Source organism: Rodentibacter ratti, from assembly GCF_002000485.1.
Taxonomy (GTDB): domain Bacteria; phylum Pseudomonadota; class Gammaproteobacteria; order Enterobacterales; family Pasteurellaceae; genus Rodentibacter; species Rodentibacter ratti.
In genome coordinates this window covers 38,369-64,467 of the sequence record NZ_MLAJ01000004.1, presented here as the reverse complement: position 1 = coordinate 64,467, position 26,099 = coordinate 38,369, and the positions used below count along the sequence as shown (strand labels likewise).

The following is a 26,099-nucleotide window of genomic DNA, read 5'->3' as shown; positions in this document are numbered from 1 at the left end:
TTTCTCCTTTCAATTTTCAATAAGTGATTTCAAACACAGAAAGTTTATTCCCCACGTTTCAACATTCCTTGTTTTTTCAAATTAACTAAAATAATTGAAATCGCTGCGGGTGTGATACCGGAAATACGGCTTGCTTGCCCGATAGAAACAGGGCGATGCTGTTCCAACTTCGCACGAACTTCGTTAGATAAACCCGATACTTTTGTATAATCAAATTGTGGCGGAATCGCGGTGTTTTCGTGGCGTTTTTGTTTTTCAATTTCTTCTTCTTGGTGATCAATATAGCCTTGATATTTAATGGCAATTTCCACTTGTTCTACTGCTTCTTTATCTTCCATTGCCGGTTGATAAGGTGTGAGAGAAGTCAAAATTTCATAATTCATTTCCGGACGCCGTAATAAATCTTCACCATTGGCTTCACGAACTAATGGGCTTCCCAAAACTTTATTGGCTTCTTCCAGATATTCCGAACGGGGATGTAACCAAATACTGCGTAAACGCTGACGTTCACGTTCAATATTTTCCATTTTCTGATTAAAACGAGCCCAACGAGCTTCATCAATTAAACCAAATTCATGGGCAATTGGGGTTAAGCGAATATCCGCATTATCTTCGCGTAACAATAAGCGATATTCTGCACGGGAAGTAAACACTCGGTAAGGTTCTTTTGTGCCGAGTGTGCAAAGATCATCAACTAATACACCGGTATAGGCTTGATCACGACGTGGATACCATGCCTCTTTCTCTTGTACATAAAGTCCTGCATTAATCCCTGCAAGTAACCCCTGTGCGGCAGCTTCTTCATATCCGGTCGTACCATTAATTTGACCGGCAAAGAATAATCCTGAAATGGCTTTGGTTTCTAAGGTTGGTTTGAGATCACGCGGATCAAAATAATCATATTCAATGGCATAACCCGGTTTGATAATTCGAGCATTTTCCAAGCCTTTCATTGAATTAACGATCTTCATTTGCACATCAAAGGGAAGACTGGTTGAAATCCCATTTGGATAGATTTCATTACTGGTTAATCCTTCCGGCTCTAAATAAATTTGATGGGAATTACGATCCGCAAAGCGCATCACTTTATCTTCAATAGAAGGACAATAACGAGGTCCGATCCCTTCGATCACACCGGTGTACATCGGGCTACGATCCAAATTGTTGCGGATCACTTCGTGAGTTTGTTCATTAGTATGGGTAATATAACAAGGAATTTGCTGTGGATGATCCGACAGCGATCCCATAAATGAAAATACCGGTAATACGGAGTCGCCATGCTGTTTGGTGAGGACATCAAAATTGATAGTACGAGCATCAATGCGTGGTGGTGTACCTGTTTTTAGGCGATCCACACGTAAATTCAGATCGCGTAAACGTTCCGCTAATGTGGTTGAAGCAGGATCGCCTGCACGTCCTCCTTCATAATTTTCCAGTCCAATATGGATCTTGCCAGCCAAAAAAGTACCGGCTGTTAGAATTACCGATTTTGCACAGAATGTTAAGCCCATCTTAGTGGTGACACCGGTTACTCTATCCTGTTCAATTAAAATATCCGTAGCTTCTTGTTGGAAAATATCAAGGTTGGGCTGATTTTCAAGGGCAACACGTACAGCTTGGCGATATAACACACGATCAGCTTGTGCACGTGTGGCACGTACAGCAGGGCCTTTACTACTATTTAAAGTACGAAATTGAATTCCAGCCTTATCCGCTGCGTGAGCCATTAAACCACCCATGGCATCGACTTCTCTTACCAAATGACCTTTTCCGATCCCCCCAATAGCAGGATTACAAGACATTTGCCCTAAAGTATCTACATTATGCGTTAATAAAAGGGTTTTTAACCCCATACGGGCAGGCGCTAATGCCGCTTCCGTTCCAGCATGACCACCACCAATGACGATCACATCGTAAGTTTCAGTATAAAACATCGTTTTCTCTAATTATTAGGATCTAAAAATGTGGGCTATTCTACAGAAATTCGATTTTGCTTGAAAGTGAGAATTCGATCCTAAATGAGATGGAGAAAAAAGATCGAAAAGTGGTGTGGTAATAAATATTAGATCTTTTTTTATAGATAAAGATCTTATTATTGTTACTATTAGGATCCTTTTGTTATGTGAATAATGCTTTTTTCTTTTTATAAATTAATAAGTTAGATCTTATTGAAAAATGTTTATCAATGATAAAAATAGCCGTTATTCATTGTGGATAATTTACATATTTATCCACAGCAGAAAAAAATTAAGATCTTATTCAGTTAAAAAATACAGGTTTTTGACAGATTTTTTATGAGTTATACACAGGTAAAAAAACGATGATCGTTAAAACCATCGTTTTTTTATGAAAGGGATTGAACAAATAGAGGAAGCCAATTTTCACTATAGCTTTCAGGATCATCCACATTGAGTACATCAATTTTTAATGTTTCACAAACTTTGATCGCACTTTTTTGTTCTAGAATATTTTCGATATGATTTGCGGCATAACAAAAGGTATCGTAATCCGAATTACCTAAACCAACAATGGCAAAACGTAAATGCAAAAGATCGCTATCAGATTGTTCTATCTGATCAAAGAGAGGTCGTAAATTATCGGGAATTTCACCGGCTCCATGGGTGGATGTAACAATCAACCATAAGGTTTCATCAATCACATCATCATACTCTGCGCCGTGAAAAAGTGCGGTTGAAAATCCTTGTGTTTTTAAAATATCTTGCAAATGTTCGGCAACATATTCCGCTGTGCCTAAAGTACTGCCTGAAATAATACAAACTTTCATAAAAATTATCTAAAACAAAGGCTTAGATTTTCTAAGCCTTTAATGGAGTTAAACGTTATCAAATTTACCGAGCAATGAACGAATATGCTCTTGCCAGTTACGATGTTCATTTTTTAATTGTTCATTTTCACTTTGCAATGCTTCAACGGTTTGCTGAGATTGACTGTTTTGTTCTTTTAATTCTTCTACTTCAAGTTGAAGTAATTGAATCGTTTCTACCGCTTGTTTAATTTTGTCTTCAAGCTGGTTTAAAATTTCTAATGACATAGTGATTTCCTTTTAAAATAAAGTCCGAAACTGCTTTATTGTACCCACTTCACTTTTCTTTTTAAAGCTTTCAGTAAAAATTTATTATGCAAACGTTTGCATAGTGTTAGAATGGCTCGCTTTTTGCTTGGAACAAATGGAGATAAAGAATGAATCGTGCATTGGCTATTGAATTTTCTCGTGTAACAGAAGCGGCTGCACTGGCTGCTTATACTTGGCTTGGACGTGGCAACAAGAACGCGGCGGATGAGGCAGCCGTGAAAGCCATGCGTTATATGCTGAATCTCATTCATATGGATGGTGAAATTGTCATTGGTGAAGGGGAAATCGATGAAGCCCCTATGCTCTATATTGGAGAAAAAGTCGGCTCCGGTAATGGTGAGCTTGTTTCTATCGCTGTTGATCCTATTGACGGTACACGTATGACGGCAATGGGGCAATCTAATGCCATTTCTGTATTGGCTGCGGGCGGAAAAAGAACTTTCTTAAAAGCGCCGGATATGTATATGGAAAAAATGGTGGTGGGGCCTGAAGTCAAAGGTATGATTGATTTAGCGCTACCACTAGAACAAAATCTTCGCCGCACAGCTTCCCGTTTGGGAAAATCTTTGTCTGATCTAACGGTGATGGTGTTAGCAAAACCCCGTCATGAGGCAGTGATTAAACAAATGTATGATTTAGGTATTCGTGTCATCGCAATTCCCGATGGTGATGTAGCGGCTTCTGTTTTATGTTGCTTACCTGATGCTGAAGTGGATATGGTTTATGGCATCGGCGGGGCGCCTGAAGGCGTAGCTGCTGCAGCGGCTGTTCGAGCATTAGGCGGCGATATGCAAGCACGTTTAATTCCCCGTAATGAAGTGAAAGGTGACAGCGAAGAAAATCAAAAAATTGCGGCGGAAGAAATTAGCCGTTGCGAAGCTCAGGGCGTAAAAGTTAATGAGGTGCTGAAACTGGAAGATTTAGTTCGTGATGATAATCTTGTTTTTGCTGCTACGGGTATTACCCATGGAGAATTGTTAAAAGGGATTTCCCGTAAAGGCAATCTTGCGAGTACGGAAACTATTTTGATCCGTGGTAAATCACGCACCATTCGTAAAATTCAATCCGTTCATTACTTGGATCGTAAAGATTCGGAAATTTATAAAATCTTAAATATTTAATTTTAATAAAGTGCGGTTGAAATTTGATGAGTTTTTATTGAGATTGCTGAAAATCTATGCAAAAAACTACTTGCATCAATAACATTTCTTGGTTATATTCAACCCATCATTTTTAGATTAAATAGATTTTATTATGAATTTTATCAATGCGTTTTATCATCATCACCATTCCTGAATAATCTTTCGGGCATTCGGTGTGTTCGGAAGATAAACTTCCGAGTACGTGTGAAATGCAAACATAATAAATGATCACTTATCAACCCCTCGGAAGGAAACTTTCGAGGGGTTTTTGTTTTATTTAAATTTCAAAAAAGTAGGAAAACAATATGACAAACACAACTTCATCAAATCGTTTACGCATTGCTTTGCAAAAGAAAGGGCGTCTAAGCCAAGATTGCGCCGCACTTCTTAAACAATGCGGAGTGAAAATTAATTGGAATGAACAACGTTTGATTGCCTATGCGGAAAATATGCCCATTGAAATTTTACGCGTGCGTGATGATGATATTCCTGGGTTGATTTTCGATGGCGTGGTCGATCTCGGCATTATCGGCGAAAATGTGCTGGAAGAGGCGGCATTAGGGCGGATTTCAGCAGGTGAGAGTGCCGATTACCAAATGCTTAAACGCCTTGATTTTGGCGGCTGCCGTCTTTCGCTTGCCGTGCCACGTGAGATGCCTTACCGCCAACTCAATGATCTTCGCAACAATCGCATTGCCACTTCCTACCCAAACTTACTCAAACGTTATATGCAAAGCCAAAATGTCCCGTTTAAAAACTGTTTACTCACGGGATCGGTTGAAGTTGCGCCAGCAGCAGGGCTTGCCAATGCCATTTGTGATTTGGTTTCATCAGGTGCAACGCTGGAGGCCAACGGCTTACGCGAAGTGGAGGTTATTTACCGCTCTAAAGCCTGCTTGGTACAAAGTATTCAGCCGTTGGATTGCAAAAAACAGGCGTTAATCGACCGCTTGCTCACCCGTATCCAAGGTGTGCAACAGGCGGCGGAGTCAAAATACATTATGCTACACGCCCCGAAAGATCGCCTTGCAGAAATTACCGCACTTTTGCCAGGCGTTGAAAACCCGACCATTTTGCCCCTTGCCCATGACACCAACCAAGTGGCAATGCACGTCGTCAGCCAAGAAAATCTCTTTTGGGAAACGATGGAACAGCTCAAAGCCATTGGTGCAAGCTCAATTTTGGTGTTACCGATTGAAAAAATGATGAAATAGTGATGATGAGGGAAATACTATGATTATTACAACCTTAGGGGATAATGCATATCCCTCTACTTGCAGCTATTTAGCAGCTCAAAAACAATACCTGGGTGAAAAAATTACATTATTAGATAGTTTTGAAGCGTGTTTGGAAAGCCTTAAAATTGGCAATTCTGATATATCTATTATTCTGGCAACTTATCCTAAGCTAAACAGTATTATTATGGATGATAATTTTGAAATAAATAATACTTTTATACATAAAATACCTGATCTTGTTTTATCCTGTAAATATAATGAAAATGAGTTTTCTTGTTTGTATTATCATATAGCGACTCAAATATTATTAAAAAAATATCAAAGTCATACAAAAATAAACAACTTGTAAACTCTAATACAGAAGCTGCTTTAAAAGTAAAATCATCATCAAGCTATGATTTGTGTATAACTAATAGATTTTGTGCAGAACAACAGTCTTTAATAATATTACAAATATTGAGAAAAGAACTCAAAATGCCATTTCTTTGCTTTTCTAAAAAGGAGAAAAAATGACCTTATCCCTGTTATTTTATTTCACCCTTTCCAGTTTGCTACTCGCCGCTTTACCCGGTCCTTCGATGATGCTTGCGATTCAAGGCAGCCTCGAAAAAGGCTTTAGAAAAGGTATGGAGATCACGTTTGGTGTTTTACTTGGTGATGTTGCGCTACTGATTGGGGTAATTGTGGGTGTTGGCGAAGTATTAAGCCAATCGCCCAACATTCTGGCAATAATGGGAACGGTCGCCAATGGTTATTTAATTTATCTTGGTGTCAGTAGCTTAAAGACACTTCGCCATTTTGTTAAGGCAGAGGAAAGTGTCACCAATAAATTCAACTGGAAAACAGGCTTTTTTATTACCGTGATTAACCCGAAAACGATAGTATTTTTACTGGCTTATTTTCCCCAATTTTTAGATCCTAAAAGCCTATGGAGTACCACCCAACAGATGATCTTACTGGCTGTGATCTTTTTAATTGCTGTTGCGGTGGTAATGTTTTTTTACGCTTTCAGTGCCGCATTAGCGAAACAATTTTTAAATCGCCCCAACGTACAAAAAATAATGAACCTCACTTTTGGGGTATTGCTCATTTATCTTGGGGTAAATGGTTTTATTCAGGAATAATATAAGGAAACGATATGCAAACACTCATTTGGAACAATTTAAAAACATCGGAAAAAAACACCGCACTTTCTCGTCCTGCACAAAAAGTGGGGGAGAGCATCACACAAGCGGTGGACGCTATCCGTGAAAATGTGGCACGGAATGGTGATGGTGCTTTGTTTGAATTGGCGGAGAAATTTGACAAGGTCAGATTGGAAAAACTCACCGTATCAACGGAGAAATTGCGGCGGCAAGCGGTCGAATTTCACCAGAACTTTGCCAAGCCATTCAACAGGCGAAGGCGAATATCGAGGCGTTCCACAAGGCGCAACAAAATCAAGAAATTGACATCGAAACCCAGCCCGGTGTGCGTTGCCAAGTGCTGACCCGCCCGATTGAACGGGTTGGATTGTATATCCCAGGTGGTTCAGCCCCGCTATTTTCGACAGTATTGATGCTTGCCATTCCTGCCAAAATTGCAGGCTGTAAAACAATTGTGCTTTGTTCCCCTCCACCGATTGCAGATGAAATTCTTTACACTGCCAATCTTTGCGGCGTAGAAACCATTTACACTGTGGGTGGCGCACAGGCAATTTTTGCGATGGCACAAGGCACGGAAACGGTGGCGAAAGTGGACAAAATCTTCGGGCCGGGCAATGCCTTTGTGACAGAGGCAAAACGCCAAGTGATGCAACGTGGCACCGCGATTGATATGCCCGCAGGTCCGTCTGAAGTGTTGGTGATCGCCGATGAATTTGCCGACCCCGATTTTGTCGCCAGCGACCTGCTTTCCCAAGCGGAACACGGGGCGGATAGCCAAGTGATGTTGGTTACCAACAGTGAAACGCTGGCAAAAGCGACCGCATTTTCCATTGAAAAACAACTTGCAGACTTGCCACGAAAAGAGACCGCTTGCCAAGCGCTCGACCACAGCCGAATTTTAATTGCTGAGAGCATTGAACAAGCGGTTGAAATCAGCAACGAATATGCCCCCGAACATTTGGTGGTACAAACGCAAAATGCCCGCGAATTATTGCCATTTCTAGACAACGCAGGCTCGATTTTCTTAGGCGCATACTCGCCCGAAAGTATGGGCGATTACGCCAGTGGCACAAACCACGTGCTACCCACTTACGGCTACACCCGCACTTATTCCAGTTTAGGTTTGGCGGATTTCAGTAAACGAATGACCGTACAAGAACTCACCCCACAAGGTTTCCAAGCCCTTGCCCCAACAGTGATGGCAATGGCAAGTGCCGAACAGCTGGAGGCGCACAGACAAGCGGTGGAAGTGCGGTTGGAAAAATTGAAAAGCGAAGTATTACTTGCTTCACGAATGAAAGACGAGTGAGTTTGCAAAACTGTTGGGTAAAAATAATTTATCCCTTATTATTCTTTAAAAGACTGACATAAAAGGACAAAAAATGAAAATTACCTGCCCCCATTGCCAAGTAAAAAATGACATTGAATTTGCCAATCATATCAAATGCAAATGCTGCCAAAAGAGCTTTCAGGGGTATTCCTATAGCATTAGGGCTATCACTAAACCGATTATGGCTGGGGCATCTGCCCTATTGGTTGCTGGGGGGATTATTGGCTATCAAGTTGAAAATAGCTTAGATCAAGTGAGATATTCCCCAATGTTTGAGTATGCCATTATCAACCAATGTGCAAATCCTGATAGTAGGTATCTTTCCAAGAAAGAGCTTGAAAGAAAAATTGAAATTTGTAGTTGTACTTTAGAAAAAACGATGAAAAAGGTGGGATACAAAGAACAAGTAGATGACGAACTCATACAAAGTTTTAGTTATCATTTAAGACTGTGTGAGAAATAGGCTCTACACGAGAGCCTATAAATTAAGGTTTAGAGATTATTTTCTAGGTGGGTTATTACCACGACCACCACCAGATGGGTTACCGGTTTTACTTGGCCAATTTGGGTTTGGTTTGGAAGACATTTTTATTCTCCATAATGAATTAAACGTTTAAAACCTCTGAAGGATTGTCCTTCATTGGTTATACATTCTACGGGTCAAGATGGGAAATTTGGGGACAAATGAGTAAAAAACAATCAAATAAACAACGAATTCAAAATTTATTAGAAAAACTCCAAGAACTATTAACTGATGTTAATTGGAGTAAAAAAGAGCTCGCTAATAAAGTCATTGAAGAGCGACCTGGATACTTAAATGATACCGAAGAGGAAACAGAAAAAAACAAGAGTAAAGAGTACGAAAAAATCAAAAAAATGTTTAATCGTCCACCTAAAAAATCGGAGATGATAGAGCGGTACATCTCTTTTATAGTGGGACTCGACGAGAATAAAGAGCGAGATTTTCGTAAATTACCCAAATTAGAAAAATTTGATGAAAATCAAAAAGCCATTTTGGAGGGTATTGCAGAAATCTCTAGAACCTTTTTTGCAAACAATAAGAAATAATCACTTTTATCACCCTATTTTTAAAAGGAGCAAAAATGCAAAACCCCATCGAAATTTACCAAACCCAAGACGGACAAGCCCAAGTGGAAGTGCGGTTTGAAAATGAGACGGTTTGGCTCTCACAGGCACAGATGGCAAAAGTATTTGATACAAGCTCGGATAATATCAGCTTGCACTTGAAAAACATTTTTACCGAAGGTGAGCTTGATGAAAATTCAACTACCGAGGATTTCTCGGTAGTTCGTCAAGAAGGGAGACGCAATGTTACTAGGCATCTTAAACATTATAATTTAGATGCTATTATCTCGGTTGGGTATAGGGTAAGGTCTAGCTCAGCGACAAAATTTCGCATTTGGGCAACGGCTCGCTTGAAAGATTATCTTGTCAAAGGCTATGCCTTGAATCAAAAACGCTTGCAACAAAATGCGGTGGAATTGGAACAGGCATTGGCGTTAATTCAAAAAACGGCAAGATCCCCTGAATTAACGGTGGCAAGCGGTCGAGGATTGGTCGATATTGTCAGCCGTTATGCTCAGACATTTTTATGGCTACAACAATATGATGAAGGGCTTTTGGCTGAGCCCCAAACGCAGCAGGGCGGAACATTGCCAAGCCTCAGTGAAGCCCGCTCGGCATTGCAGCGGTTTAAACAGCAACTTGTCGAAAAAGGGGAGGCTTCCGATTTATTCGGCAGAGAAAGAGATGACGGGCTGGCGGCAATTTTAGGCAATTTAGATCAAACGGTTTTTGGTGAGCCTGCGTACCCGAGCATTGAAGCGAAAGCCGCGCATTTGCTCTATTTTGTGGTGAAAAATCACCCGTTTTCAGATGGCAATAAACGCAGTGGCGCATTTCTTTTTGTCGATTTTCTGCATCGAAATCACCGCTTGTTTAATGCCGATCATCACCCTGTGATCAATGATACTGGCTTGGCAGCGCTGACGCTTCTTGTGGCGGAGTCTGATCCAAAGCAAAAAGAAACGCTTATTCGGCTGATTATGCATATGCTGAAAAAAGCGGATTAACTTTATTAACAAAAGACAAACACAATGAACATCAACAATTTATCCCGAAAAAACATTCAAGCCCTCACCCCATATCAATCTGCACGGCGATTAGGGGGGAAGGGCGATATTTGGCTGAATGCAAATGAATACCCGATTTCGCCAAACTTTGATTTAATTGACCGCACTTTTAACCGCTATCCCGAACCGCAGCCGCAGGCGGTGGTGGAGGGCTATGCCGCTTACGCGGGCGTGTCGCCTTACAATGTGCTGGTAAGTCGGGGCGGTGATGAAAGCATTGAACTTATTATCCGTGCCTTTTGCGAGGCGGATGATAAAGTGATGTACTGCCCGCCTACCTATGGAATGTATGCGGTGAGTGCCGAAACCTGTGGCATTGCCTGTAAAACCGTGCCGTTGACGGCAGATTTTCAACTGAATTTGGTGGAGATTGAACGTCAGCTTGAGGGCGTGAAAGTGGTGTTTGTGTGCAGCCCGAATAACCCAACGGGCAATTTGCTCAAGCGGTCGGATTTGCTCGCTCTTTTGCAAATGACCGCAGGGCGTGCGATTGTGGTGGTGGACGAAGCCTATATCGAATTTTGTCCACAAGCGACAATGGCAACGGAGCTGGCAAATTATCCGCATTTGGCGATTATCCGCACTCTCTCCAAAGCCTTTGCATTGGCGGGGCTACGCTGCGGATTTACCCTTGCGAATGCGGCATTGATCCAAGTCTTACAAAAAGTGATCGCACCCTATCCACTGCCTGTGCCTGTATCGGATATTGCCGCCCAAGCCCTGCAACCACAAGGGCTAGCCCAAATGCAACGCAGTGTTGCTGAACTTCTCGCCAATCGTGCCGATTTGCAAAAAAATCTTGAAAACCTACCGCTTGTAGAGCAGGTTTACCCGAGCGAAGCCAACTACCTTTTGGTGAAATTCAAAGACGGACAAAAAGTGTTTCAATCACTCTGGGAAAAAGGGATTATCCTACGAGATCAGCATAGAGCGTTGAATTTGCAAAATTGTATTCGGATTACGGTGGGGACAGCAGAAGAAAATGCTCAAGTCATAGAGGCAATAAAAGTAATACAATAAATGGCTTTATCTGCCTAGCACTTCAGTGCTAGGTTACGCATAATATCGCTACTTTGTAGCGATGATCTAGGGGAAAATATGAGTTATACACGAAATTTATACCATATTGTCTTCCGCACAAAATACGGTGTACCAAGTATTTTGGAAGAAAATGAAGCTACGCTGTATCGTTATATTTGGGGATTTGTAAGGGAACATAAATCCGTACTTTATCGTATTAACGGAATGCCCGATCATATTCATCTTTTCGTTGAATTGCATCCAATGATCTCGGTTGCTAAATTTGTGCAAAAATTAAAAACCAGTACGCATAAATGGATTGATGAAAATAAACATCTTTTTCCCGAATTTTATGCGTGGGCAAGAGGTTATTGTTCCCTAACATATTGCGAAAGAGATAAAGATAAAATTATTCATTACATTAAAAATCAGAAAATACACCATAAAAATGTCTGCTTTGTAGATGAAATGAAATATTTACTGACCGAAGAAGGCATAGAAATCAACGAAACATTTTTTGAACAAAACTTATAGTGATGCAAAGCATCGCCACAATGTTTAACCACATACAAAGTATGTGGTTGGTATCGGATATAATAGGAGAAAACAACATGCAACCCACCCTTTTTATCGACCGTGATGGCACATTGATAGATGAGCCGAAAACCGATTTTCAAATCGACAGTTTGGAAAAACTCAAATTTGAGCCGAATGTGATTCCTGCCCTACTGAAACTGCAAAAACGTTACCGTTTAGTGATGGTGAGTAACCAAGACGGCTTGGGGACAGCATCTTTTCCACAAGAGGATTTTGACAAGCCGCATAATGCGATGATGGCGTTGTTTCGCTCGCAAGGTATTGCATTTGATGACGTGCTGATTTGCCCGCACAAGCCTGAAGATCAGTGCGAGTGCCGCAAGCCGAAAACCAAACTATTGCAAAAATATATCGACAGAAACTTATTCGATCCCGACCGCTCTTTTGTGATTGGTGATCGCCAAACTGACGTGGAGCTGGCGAAAAATCTCGGTATTCGAGCGTTGCAATACCACCCCGAAAAACTGAACTGGGATCTGATTACGGAAAAATTGTTAGGCGAAGCGGTAACCAATATCGGCGAACGGCCGCCACGCTATGCAAGCGTTGAACGCAAAACCAAAGAAACGGACATCAAAGTGCAAGTCTGGCTAGACGAAACAGGTGTGAACGAAATCAGCACTGGCGTGGGTTTTTTCGACCATATGCTAGACCAAATCGCCACCCACGGTGGATTCCGTATGAACATTTCTTGCAAAGGCGATCTGTGGATTGACGAACATCATACCGTAGAAGATACCGCCCTTGCACTCGGCACAGCGTTAAAACAAGCCATCGGCGATAAACAGGGCATTGCCCGCTTTGGTTTTGTGCTACCAATGGACGAATGTAAAGCCCAATGCGCGTTGGATTTATCGGGTCGCCCGTTTATTAAATTTAAAGCAGAGTTTAAACGGGATAAAGTGGGCGATTTCAGCACTGAATTGACCGAGCATTTTTTCCAATCCATCGCTTTCACCATGCTTGCCACCCTACACATCAAAGCCAAAGGCGACAATGACCACCACAAAATTGAAAGTTTGTTTAAAGTGTTTGGGAGAACCTTAAGACAGGCTATAAGGATTGAGGGGGAGGAGTTGCCGAGTAGTAAGGGGGTGTTGTAATAGCTGTTATTATGAATTATGCAAGAGATTGTCTAAACATTAAAATATGTATTATTTAATTACGTTTACTATTTTTAATATAGGTTATAATTATGTGGAAAAAAGAAAATGTTGATTCAGTTTATAATAAGTTAAAGGAACTTGATAGTTCTCTACCCAAAGAAAATAGGGAGAGGGATAATAAAAAACTAAAGTTTTGTTTTGATATTTTGACCAGTATGAAAAATTCTTTTGAAGAGTGGAACGATATTTGTCAGTATTGTGTTAGATTTTATTCAAAATATATCTCAGAGAAATACATTGAAAATGATAGAGTTTCTGATGAAATGTATTTAACTTGTGGTATGTTTTTAAGAGAGTATATTTTTCCAAATGAAAATAAAAATATAGATTTTGGAGATGGTGATTTTATTAAATTTACACGCTCTGTACAATATACAAATAATGTTCTTTTTAAATTCAATAAGTTTTGGAGTGAATTTGAAAAAGAATCTAGGGGTATTATTGATTCAAAAAATAATCATAACTTGGATAAGTTACTAAATGGGAAGTTTGATATTAATATTATATCATATCAACTTATGCTTGATAAAATTAAAATAAATGAATCGGAAAATAAACTTAAAGAGAAACAAGAATCTATAGATGAGTTTTTAAAAGGTAAACAAAATGAAGTGAATATATTAGCAGAACAGTTAAAAGAACAAAAAACAGCATTTAATTTTGTTGGTTTATCTAAAGGGTTTGAAAATATATTATCCAAAAAAATAAGTGCTAAATGGTGCTCTTTTGGAATTATGTCCACATTTTTTATTATTTTAAGTGCTCTACCAGCAGCTTTTATTGGTGGAAGATTTTTTGGTTTGTTTTGTGAATACAATATTAAATGGGATGAAATCGGTTGGGAACAAATGCTACCTGTATTAGGTTTAGAGTTAATTTTTATTTATTTTTTTAGGGTTGTTTTAACTCATTATAACTCAGTCCAAACACAAATAATGCAAATTGAATTACGCCAATCACTTTGTCAGTTTATTCAAAGTTATGCAGAGTATGCAAAAGAGATTAAAGAAAAAGATGGAATTTCATTAGAAAAATTCGAAAATTTAATTTTTAGTAGTATTCTTTCAACTCCTGATAAAGTACCGAGTACTTTTGATGGGATAGAGCAGTTATCTAATTTAATAAAAAATATAAAATCAGGAAGTTAAATGAGTAAATTTGTAATCATCGACACCGCTTGTGCCAATCTTTCCTCCGTCAAATTCGCTTTTGACCGATTGGGCTATGGAGCTGAGATCACAAGTGATCTCAATAAAATCAAATCTGCTGATAAGCTGATTCTGCCTGGGGTGGGAACGGCAGTCGCAGCAATGAAAAACTTACAAGAACGAGGGCTAATTGAGGTGATCCAAAACCTCACCCAACCCGTGTTGGGCATTTGCTTGGGTATGCAGCTAATGACCGCGTTTTCCGAAGAAGGCAACGTGGAAACCTTGAACCTAATGCCAAGCCAAACGGCGTTAATTTCTGATACAGGTTTACCTTTGCCCCATATGGGCTGGAACAACGTGCGTTATACGGAAGGCTGCCCATTGTTTGACGGCATTGAGCAAAATAGCCATTTCTATTTTGTGCATAGCTATGCAGTCAGCCCGAATGAGAACACCATCGCCACCAGCCATTATGGTGTAGATTTTTCCGCTGCCATTGCCAAAGGCAATTTTTACGGTGTGCAATTCCACCCCGAACGCTCGGGTAAAAATGGAGCGTTGTTGTTGCGGAATTTTGTGGAAAAAATTTAGTTTTGTGATCTGACTCGAAAAGTTGGAATGGTGCGGTTGTAATTTCTTCCTGCTTAGAGTAACAAACTGCCCTAGATATGTTCCCCAAAGGGGAACGTTTATGCGTAACCGTGGGTATTTATACCCACGGATTGTAGCGGTTTGTTATGCCTAGGGTAACTAGTTACCCTAGGTTAAGCATAAACCTACCCCTTCGGGGTAGAGATTAAGGAAGAAAATGAGCTATACACGTTTACTATATCATATTATTTTTCGGACAAAGCACGGTGTGCCAAGTATTAATGGGCGACACGAAAAAGAATTGTATCGTTGTATTTGGAAATTTACACAGGAACATCGTTGTGTTTTACATCGTGTAAATGGAATGCCTGATCATATTCATTTGTTTGTGGCTATTCATCAAACATTATCCGTTTCTGAATTTGTTCGGAAATTAAAGATAACCACACATCAATTTTTAGAGAGTCATTCAGATTTATTTCCAGATTTTACAGAATGGTCGGTTGGTTATTGTGCATTAAGCTATGGCGAACGAGATAAACAAAAGATTATTAACTATATTAAAAAACAAAAAGAGCATCATCGTTCTCAAAATTTTATTGATGAAATGAAAAATCTTTTTCTTGAAGAAGAGCTACTATTTAACGACACTTATTTTGAAAGGCATTTATAACTATCCCAAAGGGATAGGTTTATGATTAACCTAGGGTGACTTGTTACCCTAGGCACATATAGGTAGGAGAATTAAAACCATATGCAAACCTCACAAATTATCCCCGCCCTTGACTTAATTGACGGTCAAGTTGTGCGGTTATATCAGGGCGATTATGCCCAAAAAACCTTGTATAGCGATAATCCCGTGGCACAATTTCAGGATTACGTGCGTCAGGGGGCAAAACAGCTTCATTTGGTGGATTTAACAGGGGCGAAAGACCCAACTAAACGCCAAACCAAGCTAATCGGTGAAATTATCGCGCAAGTCCAATGCCCTATCCAAGTCGGTGGCGGTATTCGCTCAGAGCAAGATGTGGCGGATTTACTGGCGGTTGGGGCAAATCGCGTGGTGATTGGTTCAACGGCGGTTAAGCAACCCGAATTGGTCAAAGGCTGGTTCAATCAATATGGTGCAGAAAAATTTGTGCTGGCATTAGATGTCAATATTGATGCAAGCGGTCAAAAAATTGTGGCAATTAGCGGTTGGCAAGAGGCAAGCGGGGTGTCCCTTGAAGCCTTGATTGACGACTTTTGTGAAGTGGGATTAGCGCACGTTTTATGCACCGATATTTCCCGTGATGGCACGCTGGCGGGGTCAAACGTTGCACTTTATCACGAAATTTGCACCGCTTTCCCTGAGGTACAATTTCAGTCGTCAGGCGGAATTGGTAGCCTAGCGGATATTGCTGCCCTTAAAGATACAGGCGTGGCAGGCGTGATTGTCGGGCGGGCATTACTCGAAGGAAAATTCAACGTGGCGGAGGCGATAGAATGTTGGCAAAACGGATAATTCCTTGTTTAGATGTGAAAGACGGGCAAGTGGTAAAGGGCGTGCAGTTTCGCAACCACGAAATTATCGGCGACATCGTTCCGCTTGCACAACGTTATGCGCAGGAAGGGGCGGACGAGCTGGTGTTTTATGACATTACGGCTTCATCGGACGGTCGCACAGTGGATAAAAGCTGGGTGGAGCGGGTCGCCCAAGTGATTGATATTCCGTTTTGCGTGGCAGGCGGTATCAAGACGGTAGCAGATGCGGAAAAACTGTTTGCCTTTGGGGCGGATAAGATCTCGATCAATTCACCCGCCCTCGCGGATCCCGATCTGATTTCGCGCCTTGCGGATCGTTTTGGTGTGCAGGCGATCGTGGTCGGGATCGATAGCTGGTTTGAGCAAGAAACGGGCAAATACTGGGTCAATCAATACACAGGCGATGAAAAACGGACTCGCCAAACCCAATGGCAGTTGCTTGATTGGGTCAAAGAGGTGCAAAAACGGGGCGCTGGGGAAATTGTGTTAAATATGATGAACCAAGACGGTGTGCGGAAGGGTTACGATTTGGAACAGCTCAAAAAAGTGCGGTCGGTTTGCAATGTCCCTTTGATTGCTTCAGGCGGTGCGGGCGAAATGGTGCATTTCCGCGATGCGTTTGTAGAGGCAAAGGTAGACGGTGCATTGGCGGCGAGTGTGTTTCATAAACAGATTATTCAGATTGGGGAGTTGAAAGCCTACTTAGCCCAATTTGATATTGCAATCCGAGCATAATAAGCGGTCAAAAACATAAAAAATATTGCAAAAATTTTATCAATATCAAGAGGAACAATATGCTAAACCCAACTCAAATCAACTGGCAAAAAGTCAATAATTTACTCCCCGTTATCGTGCAAAATGTAAAAACCTGCGAAGTGCTAATGCTCGGTTATATGAACTCTGAAGCCTTAGAAAAAACACTCGCTGAAAAAAGAGTTACCTTCTATTCCCGTACAAAACAGCGGCTATGGACAAAGGGAGAAACCTCAGGCAATTTTCTTAACGTGGTGGATATGAGCCTTGATTGTGATAATGACAGCCTGTTAATTCTTGCCGATCCGATAGGAGAAACTTGCCATACGGGTGCGGAAAGTTGTTTCCACCAATTTATCCACGACAGCGAACCAGATTGGATTTTTTTCAGCAAATTGGAGCGTTTGATTGCCAGTCGTAAAGGGAACGATCCGCAAAGTTCCTACACCGCCGAGCTTTATGCGAAAGGCACAAAACGGATCGCACAGAAAGTCGGCGAGGAAGGGGTGGAAACGGCGCTTGCGGCGACAGTGAAAGATCGTGAAGAAACCATTTGCGAGGCGGCGGATCTGGCTTATCATCTAACGGTGTTATTGCAAGATGCCAATTTAGCTTGGGAAGATGTAATTAGTAAATTGAAAGAGCGTCATACCGGATAATTTTCGCATTGTAAGTCTAGCTTTTAAGAAAAGGTGCTTTTTGGTTATTATTCGCTAATTAGCACATTTTTTGCTATAATCTTGCCTAATTTTCATTTACAAAAATAGAGATTAATTATGTCAGAAACTACCACGACCGATAACTATGGTGCATCCAGCATTAAAGTATTAAAAGGGCTTGATGCCGTTCGTAAACGCCCGGGGATGTATATCGGTGATACCGATGATGGCACCGGTTTGCATCATATGGTGTTTGAAGTGGTGGATAATGCTATTGATGAAGCCTTGGCGGGCTACTGCTCTGATATTATCGTAACGATTCATGATGATAATTCCGTTTCTGTTCAAGATGACGGGCGTGGTATTCCTGTGGATATCCATCCGGAAGAAGGCGTTTCCGCGGCAGAAGTGATTATGACCGTGTTGCACGCCGGTGGTAAATTTGATGATAACTCTTATAAAGTATCCGGTGGTTTGCACGGTGTGGGGGTATCCGTTGTCAATGCTTTATCGGATAAATTACAGCTTACCATCCGCCGCCAAGGTCATGTTCATGAACAGTTTTATCATTTAGGCGAACCGCAAACGCCACTGACGATTATCGGTGATACAGAGGCAACCGGAACGAGTGTGCGTTTTTGGCCGAGCCCTGATATTTTTGCGATAACAACCTTTGATTACAAAATTCTGGCAAAACGCTTACGTGAACTTTCATTTTTAAATTCCGGTGTATCTATTCGTTTGGTAGATAAACGTGATGGTACGGAAGATCATTTCCACTATGAAGGGGGAATTCAGGCTTTCGTTGAATATTTAAACAAAAATAAAAACCCAATTCACCCAAAACCTTTTTATTTCACCGCAGAAAAAGACGGCATTGGTGTGGAAGTGGCATTGCAGTGGAATGATGGCGTGAATGAAAACGTCTATTGTTTTACCAATAATATTCCGCAGCGTGATGGTGGCACGCACTTAGCCGGTTTCCGTGGTGCATTGACCCGTAGCCTGAACAGTTATATGGAAAATGAAGGTTTGTTGAAAAAAGAAAAAGTTTCCACTTCAGGTGATGACGCTCGTGAAGGTTTAGTGGCGATTATTTCTGTGAAAGTGCCTGACCCAAAATTTTCTTCGCAAACGAAAGATAAATTGGTTTCCTCCGAAGTGAAAAGTGCGGTGGAATCGGCAATGAATGAGAAAATGCAGGAATATTTGTTGGAAAACCCTGCTGATGCGAAAATCATTGTAAATCAAATTATTATGGCAGCACGTGCCCGTGAAGCGGCACGTAAAGCCCGTGAGATGACACGCCGTAAAGGGGCATTGGATATTGCAGGGTTACCGGGCAAACTTGCGGACTGCCAAGAAAAAGACCCTGCGCTGTCAGAACTTTACCTAGTGGAGGGTGATTCCGCAGGCGGTTCGGCAAAAGTAGGGCGTGATCGTAAAACTCAAGCCATTTTGCCATTAAAAGGGAAAATTCTAAACGTTGAAAAAGCCCGTTTTGACAAAATGCTTTCCTCTCAAGAAGTGGGAACGTTGATTACCGCATTGGGTTGTGGCATCGGGCGTGATGAATATAACCCGGATAAATTGCGTTATCATCACATCATCATTATGACCGATGCTGATGTGGATGGCTCACATATTCGTACACTTTTACTCACCTTTTTCTATCGCCAAATGCCGGAGCTTATTGAGCGTGGTTATGTGTATATTGCCCAACCACCGCTTTATAAAGTGAAAAAAGGTAAACAAGAGCGTTACATTAAAGATGCGGATGAAATGGAGCAATATGAATTAACCCTTGCTCTAGATGGTGCAGCGTTGCATATCAGCGAAAATGCACCGGCAATGAATGCTCTTGCATTTGAAAAATTGGTGGCGGAATATAACAGCGTACAAAAATTGATTGTGCGTTTAAGCCGTCATTATCCAACCCCTTTATTGCAAGGATTGATTTATCAACCGCCGCTTTCTGTTGAGATGATGCGTGAAGAAAGTGCGGTTGAAAATTGGGGAAAATCTTTTATTCAATTACTTGAAGAAAAAGAAACGGAAGCCCATCAGTATGCAATGCGTACTCAATTTAATGCTGAACGTCAGGTTTATGAAGCGATTATTACTGTTCGTAAACACGGTATAGATAACGATTACTTTATTAACTTTGATTTTGTCAGTGGTAATGAATATGCAAAAATCGTTTCACTCAATACACAATTAAATGGGCTATTAGAGGACGGAGCTTATGTTGCTCGCGGTGAAAAAGTTCAACAGGTACGCACCTTTGAGCAAGCCGTAGAATGGTTAGTGAAAGAATCACGCAAAGGCTTGGAAGTACAACGGTATAAAGGATTGGGTGAAATGAATGCGGATCAACTTTGGGAAACCACTATGGATCCGAATGCCCGCCGTATGTTGAAAGTGTCTATTAAAGATGCCGTTGCAGCAGATCAACTTTTCACCACCTTAATGGGCGATGAAGTAGAGCCGCGCCGTGAGTTTATTGAGCTTAATGCGCTAAGAGCAAATTTGGATATTTAATCTAGAAAAATAGAGTAAAAAATCAACGCACTTTAGAAATGAAGTGCGTTTTTTTTTGATAAATATCACAAAATGAAAATTATTATCAATAAAATCTATTTTTATTTAATTTAGTTTTTTATAATCATTCTCATTTTAATAATCTAGGGAAATGAGAATGAAAAAATATAAAGTATTAGTAACAGCCTATAGTCTATTGCCTATAAGTATTGTTTTGTCGGGTATTAATTTAGCAAATGCAGAAGAAAAATTGGATGAAATTAGAGTTCAAGATGAGCTGACTTCAACCCGTCAAACACAATCCTCAGTGATTCATAAAAATGCAGAAACGATTCAAAAAGAATTGATTCGTGATACTCGAGATTTAGTCCGATATACCTCTGATGTCGGTATCAGTGATAACGGCCGTTTTTTAAAAGGTTTTTCGATTCGGGGAGTTGAAGGAAATCGGGTTGGAATAAGTATTGATAGTGTTAATTTACCGGATAGTGAAGAAAATTCTTTATATGCCCGTTATGGCAACTTTAATAGTTCACGTTTATCAATTGATTCTGAATTAGTGCGTGAAATCGATATTGTGAGAGGCGCAGATGCCTTTAATTCAGGCAGCGGTGCGTTAGGCGGTGTTGTGGCTTATCGTACCCTTGAAGCGATAGATATTGTTAAACCGGGCAACAAATTTGGTGCACTGTTACGTGGTGGCTATGCCGGAAAAAATAGTGAATGGGTTCGTACCTTCGGCGTAGGTTATGTTGGTGATAAATTTGATGCATTGCTTATGTACTCACAACGTACGGGCCATGAAATGAAAAGCAATGGTGAAGGGGATTTATATTACAGTAGTGAAAGTCAACATCCGGATCCGTCAACACATCGTTTCCATAGCTATTTAGCAAAATTAGGCTATCAAATTAATGATCATCATCGGATTGCCTTTGCGATAAACGGTCAAAAAGGAAATCGTTATACGGATGAACGTAGTTATGCGCTTTACGGTGGTGCTTGGCGCGAAGCGGACGATCAAAATAAGCGCTACAACATTAATTTGAATTATACCTATGCGCCTGAATCAAATTGGCTGGCTTTTGCGAAGCTGGATTTGGATTATCAAAAAACGGATCTTGCGGCTGTTAATTATAAAGGTGGTTCTAACTGGTTAACGAAAGAAAAAGAACTCGATGAAATTTTTGATAGAAGAATGAAAACCGAGTTTAAACGGGCAAATTTAGAACTTGAAAGTATATCGTTTAATTTATTGGCTGATCATACACTTACCTTAAGAAGCTATATAAGTGAACGTGAATTTAAAAATATCAACCACGATAGAATCGGCATTGGGAAAAGTTATGAAAGCGATATTTGGTACACGATTCAACGTCCGGTTAAAACCAAAATGTATGGCATTTCTTTAAAAGATCATATTGTCTGGAATCCTATTTTTTCTTCTGATTTAGGCATTCGCTATGACTATGCCAAATTAAAACCTAAAGCGCTGAATGCACAATGCTCTAAGGCCTGTTTGGAAGGTGGAGAACTCAACCAAAGCAGTTTTGCCAATTGGAGCGGTTTTATCGGACTAAATGCCCAAGTGACGGAAAGCTGGAAACTAGGTTATCAACTCTCGACAGGCTATCGTATTCCAACGGCATCGGAAATGTATTTCACCTTTCAAAATGCTTATGGTTCTTGGCGGGCAAATCCGGATTTAAAATCTGAGCGAAGCATTAGCCACACGCTTTTCGCTCAATCCCACAGTGATATGGGATTATTTGATGTCAGTATTTATCAGTCGCACTATCGAAATTTCTTATTTGAACAAGAAAGTGTGATCATTTCTTATCCTTATGGAAAAAAATTCCAAAGCCTAGAACAACAAATGGTCAATATTGATCGTGCAAGAGTGAACGGTATTGAAGTTAAGACCCATTTAAATTTGGATCAAATCGTCTCATTTATTCCAAAAGGATTTAAGTTTTATGGTTCCTTAGGTTATAGCAAAGGCAAACTTTCAAATGGCACCAGTTTACTTTCTATCCAACCGATAAAAACCGTATTTGGACTGGATTATGAAGATCCAAATGGAAAATGGGGGATTTTTAGCCGTTTCACTTATTTAGGCGGTAAAAAAGCAAAAGATGCGAAAACTATTGAGAATAATCGATATTGTATTCGCGAAGAATTTGATTATTGGTTCGGCACTTCTATTTGTAAAGAGTATGATTTTAAACAGGAAATCGTGACTTATAAATATCTCAATAAATCAGCCTTTATTACCGATTTGTTCGGTTATTACAATCCAACGGAAAGCATCACATTGCGTGCCGGAGTCTATAATTTATTTGATAAAAAATATCACACTTGGGATGCGTTACGGGGAATTAATGCACATAGCACAACAAATACCGTTGATCGTAACGGCTATGGGCTTCAACGTTTCTACGCACCGGGCAGAAATTTTGCTGCATCCGTTGAGATTCGTTTCTAGCTTTTTTAGTTATTACATTGAAAAGTGCGTATCTCATTTTGCGCACTTCTTTTCGTTTTAGGAGTAATCATTATGATGATAGATAAACGCCTGATTAATACCGTGGCGGAGAGCAAAAAATGGATTGCAATAACCGTGCTGTGGAATTGGCTTGCGTTAGTCGGCGGTATTGTTACTGCGGTGGTATTTGCCTATGTGTTACAAGCTGCATTTTTGCATAAACTTAGCATACCAAGTGCGGTGGGTTTTGGTGCAATTTTGGTTGTGGCACTTGCCTTGCGAGTCTTCTCCGGCAAAAAATCCGTACAGGCATCTTATTTTGCCAGCACAAGAGTGAAGCACGAATTGAGAGGTTTAATTTACCGTAAATTATCAACTATGCCATTGAATCAAGTGAACCAACAATCCACATCAAATATCATTCAAGTGGCATCTGAAGGGGTGGAACAGTTAGAAATTTACTTCGGACGTTATTTACCACAACTATTTTATAGCTTACTTGCTCCACTCACCTTATTCTTTTTCTTGGTATTTTTTAATGCACCGACAGCATTGATCTTGCTGGTATGTGTGCCACTTATCCCAATCTCTATTATCGCTGTAAATAAAATTGCCAAAAAACTTTTGGCAAAATATTGGGCGATCTATGTCGGGCTAGGCAGCAGTTTTTTGGATAACTTACAAGGTTTGATTACTTTGAAAATTTATCAAGATGACGGCTACAAAGCCAAACAAATGGATGCGGAAGCTGAACAATTTCGCACTATTACAATGAAAGTGCTGACGATGCAGCTCAATTCAGTTTCATTAATGGATTTGCTTGCCTATGGCGGTGCAGCGGTGGGAATTTTAACCGCACTTTTGCAATATCAGTCGGCACAAATCAGTATTTTTGGCGTAATTTTGTTTATTTTGCTCGCCTCTGAATTTTTTATTCCTTTACGCTTATTGGGTTCTTTTTTCCACGTGGCAATGAATGGCAAAGCCGCCTCCGATAAAATTTTTACCTTACTTGATACACCGGTCGAAGCACAACAAAGTGCGGTCGGTTTGGCTGCAAAAAATAATATGCAAGTAGAAATACAGAATTTACATTTTTCCTATTCCCCTGAAAAAGCGGCTATTCAGGGCTTGGATTTAATGATTTATCCAAATCAACTCACTGTGTTTGTGGGAAAAAGCGGTTGCGGAAAATCCACATTGGTTTCTTTGTTGATGGGTTTTCACAAGCCGCAACAAGGGGCAATTTTGTTTAATGGGCAAAACGCCGCTGAAATTGACCGCACTTCTTTCTATGAAAATGTTTCATTGGTGAGCCATAGCAGCTATCTGTTTAAAGGTACATTGCGCGAAAATATGCTAATGGCAAAAAACAGCGCCACCGATGAGCAAATTTACCAATGTTTGGAGCAGGTTAATTTAGCCGATTTTGTGCGTGAAAATGGTGGTTTGGCGATGCCTTTATTAAGTCGGGGAGCAAATTTATCAGGCGGACAAATCCAGCGTTTAGCCTTGGCTCGGGCATTGTTACATAATGCGATGCTTTACATTTTTGATGAAGCTACCAGCAATATTGATGTAGAAAGTGAAGAAGTGATTTTGAAATTTATCCAACAATTTAAACAACACAAAACCATTGTGATGATTTCCCACCGCCTTGCTAATGCGGTAAATGCGGATTGCATTTATGTGTTGGATAAAGGCAGATTGATTGAACAAGGCACGCACACCTCGTTAATGGCAGAAAATGGGGCTTACGCAGAAATGTTCCAACAACAAAAATCTTTAGAGCAAATTAGAGAGGTGGCAAATGCGTAAAAACGGATTTTTAGTGATGTGGCAGTTACTCCGGTTAGTAAAACCCCTCGCACATATTATGGTATTTACTATCACAATGGGGACGCTCGGTTTTTTAAGTGCGACTTTTATTATGGTACTGGGGGCGATGGGATTGACGCATTTGCTCGGTTTTGACGGACATTTAAATTTAACCCAAATTTTGACCGCACTTATTGCCCTTGCCGTTGCCCGTGGGGTTTTGCGTTATTTAGAACAAATGTCCGGTCATTATATTGCCTTTAAATTGTTGGCATTATTGCGTGATAAAGTCTTTTCCGCCTTGCGCCGTCTGGCATTTGTGAAATTGCAGGATAAACAAGCCGGGCAACTTGTCTCACTGGTAACCAATGATATTGAATTACTTGAAGTATTTTATGCTCACACCATTGCGCCGATTATGATCGCCTTTTTTACCTCAGCGATCTTAGTCGCGGTATTTGCCCATCTGTCCCTGTGGTTTGCCTTAGTCGCATTTGTGGCATATCTTTGTATTGGCGTGGTTTTACCGATCATCACCACCCGATTAGCCCGTGAAGACGGCAGACAATATCGCGAACTGGTAGGTGAAATGAATGATTTTTTCCTCGACAGTATTCGTGGAATGAAAGAAATTCAGCTGTTCGGCTATGAGCAGAATCGTTTAGAGGAAATCCAACAGCGTAGTCAAGCCATTGATAAGGTTTTTCGCAAAATTAAAGATCAAGAAGGCAAAGTACGAATTTATACAGAAATAGCGGTGTCTGCCTTCAATATCATCATTCTATTTACCGGCTTGATTTTGTTCTATTTAGAGGAAATTAATTTTGCCAATTTTTTGATAGGCACGATTTTATTAATGTCGAGTTATGGTCCGGTGATTGCCTTGAGTAATCTTTCCAGTAATTTATTGCAAACGTTGGCATCGGGCGAGCGGGTATTGAGCTTACTGGCGGAACAACCCGTATTAAAAGATGTAGAAAGTGCGGTCAATTTGGAAAGTGTTGCTGAAATTAGCGTAGAAAATCTGAGTTTTTCTTATGCTGATGAACACATTCTCACGGACATTAATTTTCAGTTACGAAAAGGTCAAATTTTGGGGATTCACGGCAGAAGCGGCAGTGGTAAAAGTACATTATTAAAACTTTTAATGCGTTTTTATGATCCGCAAAAAGGGAAAATTTCCATTAACGGCACAGCACTTGCGGACATTAATACGGCGAGTCTGCGTGATAATATGGCGTATATTACCCAGCAAACCTATATTTTTAATGACACGATTGAAGAAAATATCCGCCTTGCCCATCGTTCTGCGACGCAAGAACAGATCATTGAAGCGGCAAAACAAGCATCTATTCATGATTTTATTATGAGTTTACCGGAGGGATATCAAACCAAAATGACGGAACTTGGCGGCAATCTTTCCGATGGTGAAAAACAGCGCATCGGCATTGCCCGCGCCTTTTTACATAATGCACCGATTATTTTATTGGATGAGCCGACAAGCAATCTGGACAGTTTAAACGAAGCGATCATTTTACAATCCTTACGCAATGTGAAGGCAGATAAACTGATTATTCTCGTCAGCCATCGCCAATCTACTATGGCAATTTGTGATCAGGTGATTGGTATTGAGAATGGGCGAATGTCCTAATGAAAAGTGCGGTTGAAAATGACCGCACTTTTTTATTACAA

23 protein-coding genes, 1 pseudogene and 1 other annotated feature are annotated in these 26,099 nt (G+C 40.5%); of the genes and pseudogenes, 21 read left to right on the top strand and 3 right to left on the bottom strand.

Going from position 1 to position 26,099, the window contains the following annotated elements:
- Nucleotides 1-44: 44 nt before the first annotated feature.
- From mnmG to zapB, 3 genes are all read right to left on the bottom strand, one after another.
- The gene (gene mnmG, locus BKG94_RS04565) at nucleotides 45-1,934 is read right to left on the bottom strand and encodes a tRNA uridine-5-carboxymethylaminomethyl(34) synthesis enzyme MnmG (protein ID WP_077434673.1); all 1,890 of its coding nucleotides are present in this window, start codon (nucleotides 1,932-1,934) and stop codon (nucleotides 45-47) included.
- Nucleotides 1,935-2,344: 410 nt separating this feature from the next.
- Nucleotides 2,345-2,785, bottom strand: coding sequence for an FMN-binding protein MioC (mioC, locus tag BKG94_RS04560; RefSeq protein ID WP_077434671.1), 441 nt, complete (start codon nucleotides 2,783-2,785; stop codon nucleotides 2,345-2,347).
- Nucleotides 2,786-2,833: 48 nt separating this feature from the next.
- A complete protein-coding gene (gene zapB, locus BKG94_RS04555; protein WP_077434669.1) occupies nucleotides 2,834-3,052 on the bottom strand; it encodes a cell division protein ZapB in 219 nt (72 codons plus the stop codon).
- A gap of 149 nt (nucleotides 3,053-3,201) precedes the next feature.
- Between zapB and glpX the strand changes: the two genes are divergently transcribed.
- From glpX to BKG94_RS04450, 21 genes and pseudogenes are all read left to right on the top strand, one after another.
- Complete coding sequence (gene glpX / locus BKG94_RS04550; protein ID WP_077434667.1) at nucleotides 3,202-4,215, top strand: class II fructose-bisphosphatase; 1,014 nt, start codon at nucleotides 3,202-3,204, stop codon at nucleotides 4,213-4,215.
- Nucleotides 4,216-4,371: 156 nt separating this feature from the next.
- Nucleotides 4,372-4,509, top strand: a sequence feature (His leader region).
- Nucleotides 4,510-4,541: 32 nt separating this feature from the next.
- Nucleotides 4,542-5,450: an ATP phosphoribosyltransferase gene (hisG, locus tag BKG94_RS04545; protein ID WP_077434665.1), complete on the top strand. Its 909-nt coding sequence runs from the start codon at nucleotides 4,542-4,544 to the stop codon at nucleotides 5,448-5,450.
- A gap of 19 nt (nucleotides 5,451-5,469) precedes the next feature.
- Nucleotides 5,470-5,823, top strand: coding sequence for a hypothetical protein (locus tag BKG94_RS04540; RefSeq protein WP_077434663.1), 354 nt, complete (start codon nucleotides 5,470-5,472; stop codon nucleotides 5,821-5,823).
- Between the two features lie 160 nt (nucleotides 5,824-5,983).
- On the top strand, nucleotides 5,984-6,598 hold the full coding sequence (locus BKG94_RS04535; RefSeq protein ID WP_077434661.1) for a LysE family translocator: 615 nt from the start codon (nucleotides 5,984-5,986) through the stop codon (nucleotides 6,596-6,598).
- A 14-nt stretch (nucleotides 6,599-6,612) separates the two neighbouring features.
- Nucleotides 6,613-7,928, top strand: a pseudogene (gene hisD / locus BKG94_RS04530) (histidinol dehydrogenase).
- A 73-nt stretch (nucleotides 7,929-8,001) separates the two neighbouring features.
- Complete coding sequence (locus BKG94_RS04525) at nucleotides 8,002-8,412, top strand: hypothetical protein (RefSeq protein WP_077434659.1); 411 nt, start codon at nucleotides 8,002-8,004, stop codon at nucleotides 8,410-8,412.
- Between the two features lie 221 nt (nucleotides 8,413-8,633).
- Nucleotides 8,634-9,017 (top strand): hypothetical protein, encoded by a 384-nt coding sequence (locus BKG94_RS04520; protein WP_077434657.1) that lies wholly within the window; start codon nucleotides 8,634-8,636, stop codon nucleotides 9,015-9,017.
- 35 nt (nucleotides 9,018-9,052) lie between these two features.
- Nucleotides 9,053-10,042, top strand: a complete 990-nt coding sequence (locus BKG94_RS04515) for a virulence RhuM family protein/type II toxin-antitoxin system death-on-curing family toxin (RefSeq protein ID WP_077434655.1) — start codon at nucleotides 9,053-9,055, stop codon at nucleotides 10,040-10,042.
- Between the two features lie 24 nt (nucleotides 10,043-10,066).
- A complete protein-coding gene (hisC, locus tag BKG94_RS04510; RefSeq protein ID WP_077434653.1) occupies nucleotides 10,067-11,122 on the top strand; it encodes a histidinol-phosphate transaminase in 1,056 nt (351 codons plus the stop codon).
- A 78-nt stretch (nucleotides 11,123-11,200) separates the two neighbouring features.
- Nucleotides 11,201-11,656 (top strand): IS200/IS605 family transposase, encoded by a 456-nt coding sequence (gene tnpA, locus BKG94_RS04505; protein ID WP_077434651.1) that lies wholly within the window; start codon nucleotides 11,201-11,203, stop codon nucleotides 11,654-11,656.
- A gap of 77 nt (nucleotides 11,657-11,733) precedes the next feature.
- A complete protein-coding gene (hisB, locus tag BKG94_RS04500; RefSeq protein WP_077434649.1) occupies nucleotides 11,734-12,822 on the top strand; it encodes a bifunctional histidinol-phosphatase/imidazoleglycerol-phosphate dehydratase HisB in 1,089 nt (362 codons plus the stop codon).
- A 92-nt stretch (nucleotides 12,823-12,914) separates the two neighbouring features.
- Nucleotides 12,915-14,033, top strand: coding sequence for a hypothetical protein (locus tag BKG94_RS10045; protein ID WP_077434647.1), 1,119 nt, complete (start codon nucleotides 12,915-12,917; stop codon nucleotides 14,031-14,033).
- The gene (hisH, locus tag BKG94_RS04490; protein ID WP_077434645.1) at nucleotides 14,034-14,627 is read left to right on the top strand and encodes an imidazole glycerol phosphate synthase subunit HisH; all 594 of its coding nucleotides are present in this window, start codon (nucleotides 14,034-14,036) and stop codon (nucleotides 14,625-14,627) included. It begins immediately after the preceding gene.
- Nucleotides 14,628-14,844: 217 nt separating this feature from the next.
- Entirely contained in the window at nucleotides 14,845-15,300 is a 456-nt protein-coding gene (gene tnpA / locus BKG94_RS04485; protein ID WP_077434643.1) for an IS200/IS605 family transposase, read from the top strand.
- Between the two features lie 81 nt (nucleotides 15,301-15,381).
- The gene (gene hisA / locus BKG94_RS04480) at nucleotides 15,382-16,131 is read left to right on the top strand and encodes a 1-(5-phosphoribosyl)-5-[(5-phosphoribosylamino)methylideneamino]imidazole-4-carboxamide isomerase (protein WP_077434641.1); all 750 of its coding nucleotides are present in this window, start codon (nucleotides 15,382-15,384) and stop codon (nucleotides 16,129-16,131) included.
- Nucleotides 16,113-16,886, top strand: coding sequence for an imidazole glycerol phosphate synthase subunit HisF (gene hisF / locus BKG94_RS04475; RefSeq protein ID WP_077434639.1), 774 nt, complete (start codon nucleotides 16,113-16,115; stop codon nucleotides 16,884-16,886). Before hisA ends, hisF begins: the two co-directional genes overlap by 19 nt.
- A 59-nt stretch (nucleotides 16,887-16,945) precedes the next feature.
- On the top strand, nucleotides 16,946-17,563 hold the full coding sequence (hisIE, locus tag BKG94_RS04470) for a bifunctional phosphoribosyl-AMP cyclohydrolase/phosphoribosyl-ATP diphosphatase HisIE (RefSeq protein ID WP_077434637.1): 618 nt from the start codon (nucleotides 16,946-16,948) through the stop codon (nucleotides 17,561-17,563).
- A 117-nt stretch (nucleotides 17,564-17,680) separates the two neighbouring features.
- Nucleotides 17,681-20,104, top strand: a complete 2,424-nt coding sequence (gene gyrB / locus BKG94_RS04465) for a DNA topoisomerase (ATP-hydrolyzing) subunit B (RefSeq protein WP_077434635.1) — start codon at nucleotides 17,681-17,683, stop codon at nucleotides 20,102-20,104.
- 157 nt (nucleotides 20,105-20,261) lie between these two features.
- Nucleotides 20,262-22,589 carry a TonB-dependent hemoglobin/transferrin/lactoferrin family receptor gene (locus BKG94_RS04460; RefSeq protein ID WP_077434633.1) on the top strand — a complete coding sequence of 776 codons (2,328 nt, stop codon included), beginning with the start codon at nucleotides 20,262-20,264 and terminating at the stop codon, nucleotides 22,587-22,589.
- A gap of 72 nt (nucleotides 22,590-22,661) precedes the next feature.
- Nucleotides 22,662-24,407 (top strand): ABC transporter ATP-binding protein/permease, encoded by a 1,746-nt coding sequence (locus tag BKG94_RS04455; protein ID WP_077434631.1) that lies wholly within the window; start codon nucleotides 22,662-22,664, stop codon nucleotides 24,405-24,407.
- Nucleotides 24,400-26,058, top strand: coding sequence for an ABC transporter ATP-binding protein (locus BKG94_RS04450; RefSeq protein WP_077434629.1), 1,659 nt, complete (start codon nucleotides 24,400-24,402; stop codon nucleotides 26,056-26,058). Before BKG94_RS04455 ends, BKG94_RS04450 begins: the two co-directional genes overlap by 8 nt.
- The last annotated feature ends 41 nt before the right edge of the window (nucleotides 26,059-26,099 follow it).

Coding starts and splice junctions, on each gene's coding strand:
- mnmG (WP_077434673.1), bottom strand. CDS start 1,934: ATGTTTTATACTGAAACTTACGATGTGATCGTCATTGGTGGTGGTCAT.
- mioC (WP_077434671.1), bottom strand. CDS start 2,785: ATGAAAGTTTGTATTATTTCAGGCAGTACTTTAGGCACAGCGGAATAT.
- zapB (WP_077434669.1), bottom strand. CDS start 3,052: ATGTCATTAGAAATTTTAAACCAGCTTGAAGACAAAATTAAACAAGCG.
- glpX (WP_077434667.1), top strand. CDS start 3,202: ATGAATCGTGCATTGGCTATTGAATTTTCTCGTGTAACAGAAGCGGCT.
- hisG (WP_077434665.1), top strand. CDS start 4,542: ATGACAAACACAACTTCATCAAATCGTTTACGCATTGCTTTGCAAAAG.
- BKG94_RS04540 (WP_077434663.1), top strand. CDS start 5,470: ATGATTATTACAACCTTAGGGGATAATGCATATCCCTCTACTTGCAGC.
- BKG94_RS04535 (WP_077434661.1), top strand. CDS start 5,984: ATGACCTTATCCCTGTTATTTTATTTCACCCTTTCCAGTTTGCTACTC.
- BKG94_RS04525 (WP_077434659.1), top strand. CDS start 8,002: ATGAAAATTACCTGCCCCCATTGCCAAGTAAAAAATGACATTGAATTT.
- BKG94_RS04520 (WP_077434657.1), top strand. CDS start 8,634: ATGAGTAAAAAACAATCAAATAAACAACGAATTCAAAATTTATTAGAA.
- BKG94_RS04515 (WP_077434655.1), top strand. CDS start 9,053: ATGCAAAACCCCATCGAAATTTACCAAACCCAAGACGGACAAGCCCAA.
- hisC (WP_077434653.1), top strand. CDS start 10,067: ATGAACATCAACAATTTATCCCGAAAAAACATTCAAGCCCTCACCCCA.
- tnpA (WP_077434651.1), top strand. CDS start 11,201: ATGAGTTATACACGAAATTTATACCATATTGTCTTCCGCACAAAATAC.
- hisB (WP_077434649.1), top strand. CDS start 11,734: ATGCAACCCACCCTTTTTATCGACCGTGATGGCACATTGATAGATGAG.
- BKG94_RS10045 (WP_077434647.1), top strand. CDS start 12,915: ATGTGGAAAAAAGAAAATGTTGATTCAGTTTATAATAAGTTAAAGGAA.
- hisH (WP_077434645.1), top strand. CDS start 14,034: ATGAGTAAATTTGTAATCATCGACACCGCTTGTGCCAATCTTTCCTCC.
- tnpA (WP_077434643.1), top strand. CDS start 14,845: ATGAGCTATACACGTTTACTATATCATATTATTTTTCGGACAAAGCAC.
- hisA (WP_077434641.1), top strand. CDS start 15,382: ATGCAAACCTCACAAATTATCCCCGCCCTTGACTTAATTGACGGTCAA.
- hisF (WP_077434639.1), top strand. CDS start 16,113: ATGTTGGCAAAACGGATAATTCCTTGTTTAGATGTGAAAGACGGGCAA.
- hisIE (WP_077434637.1), top strand. CDS start 16,946: ATGCTAAACCCAACTCAAATCAACTGGCAAAAAGTCAATAATTTACTC.
- gyrB (WP_077434635.1), top strand. CDS start 17,681: ATGTCAGAAACTACCACGACCGATAACTATGGTGCATCCAGCATTAAA.
- BKG94_RS04460 (WP_077434633.1), top strand. CDS start 20,262: ATGAAAAAATATAAAGTATTAGTAACAGCCTATAGTCTATTGCCTATA.
- BKG94_RS04455 (WP_077434631.1), top strand. CDS start 22,662: ATGATGATAGATAAACGCCTGATTAATACCGTGGCGGAGAGCAAAAAA.
- BKG94_RS04450 (WP_077434629.1), top strand. CDS start 24,400: ATGCGTAAAAACGGATTTTTAGTGATGTGGCAGTTACTCCGGTTAGTA.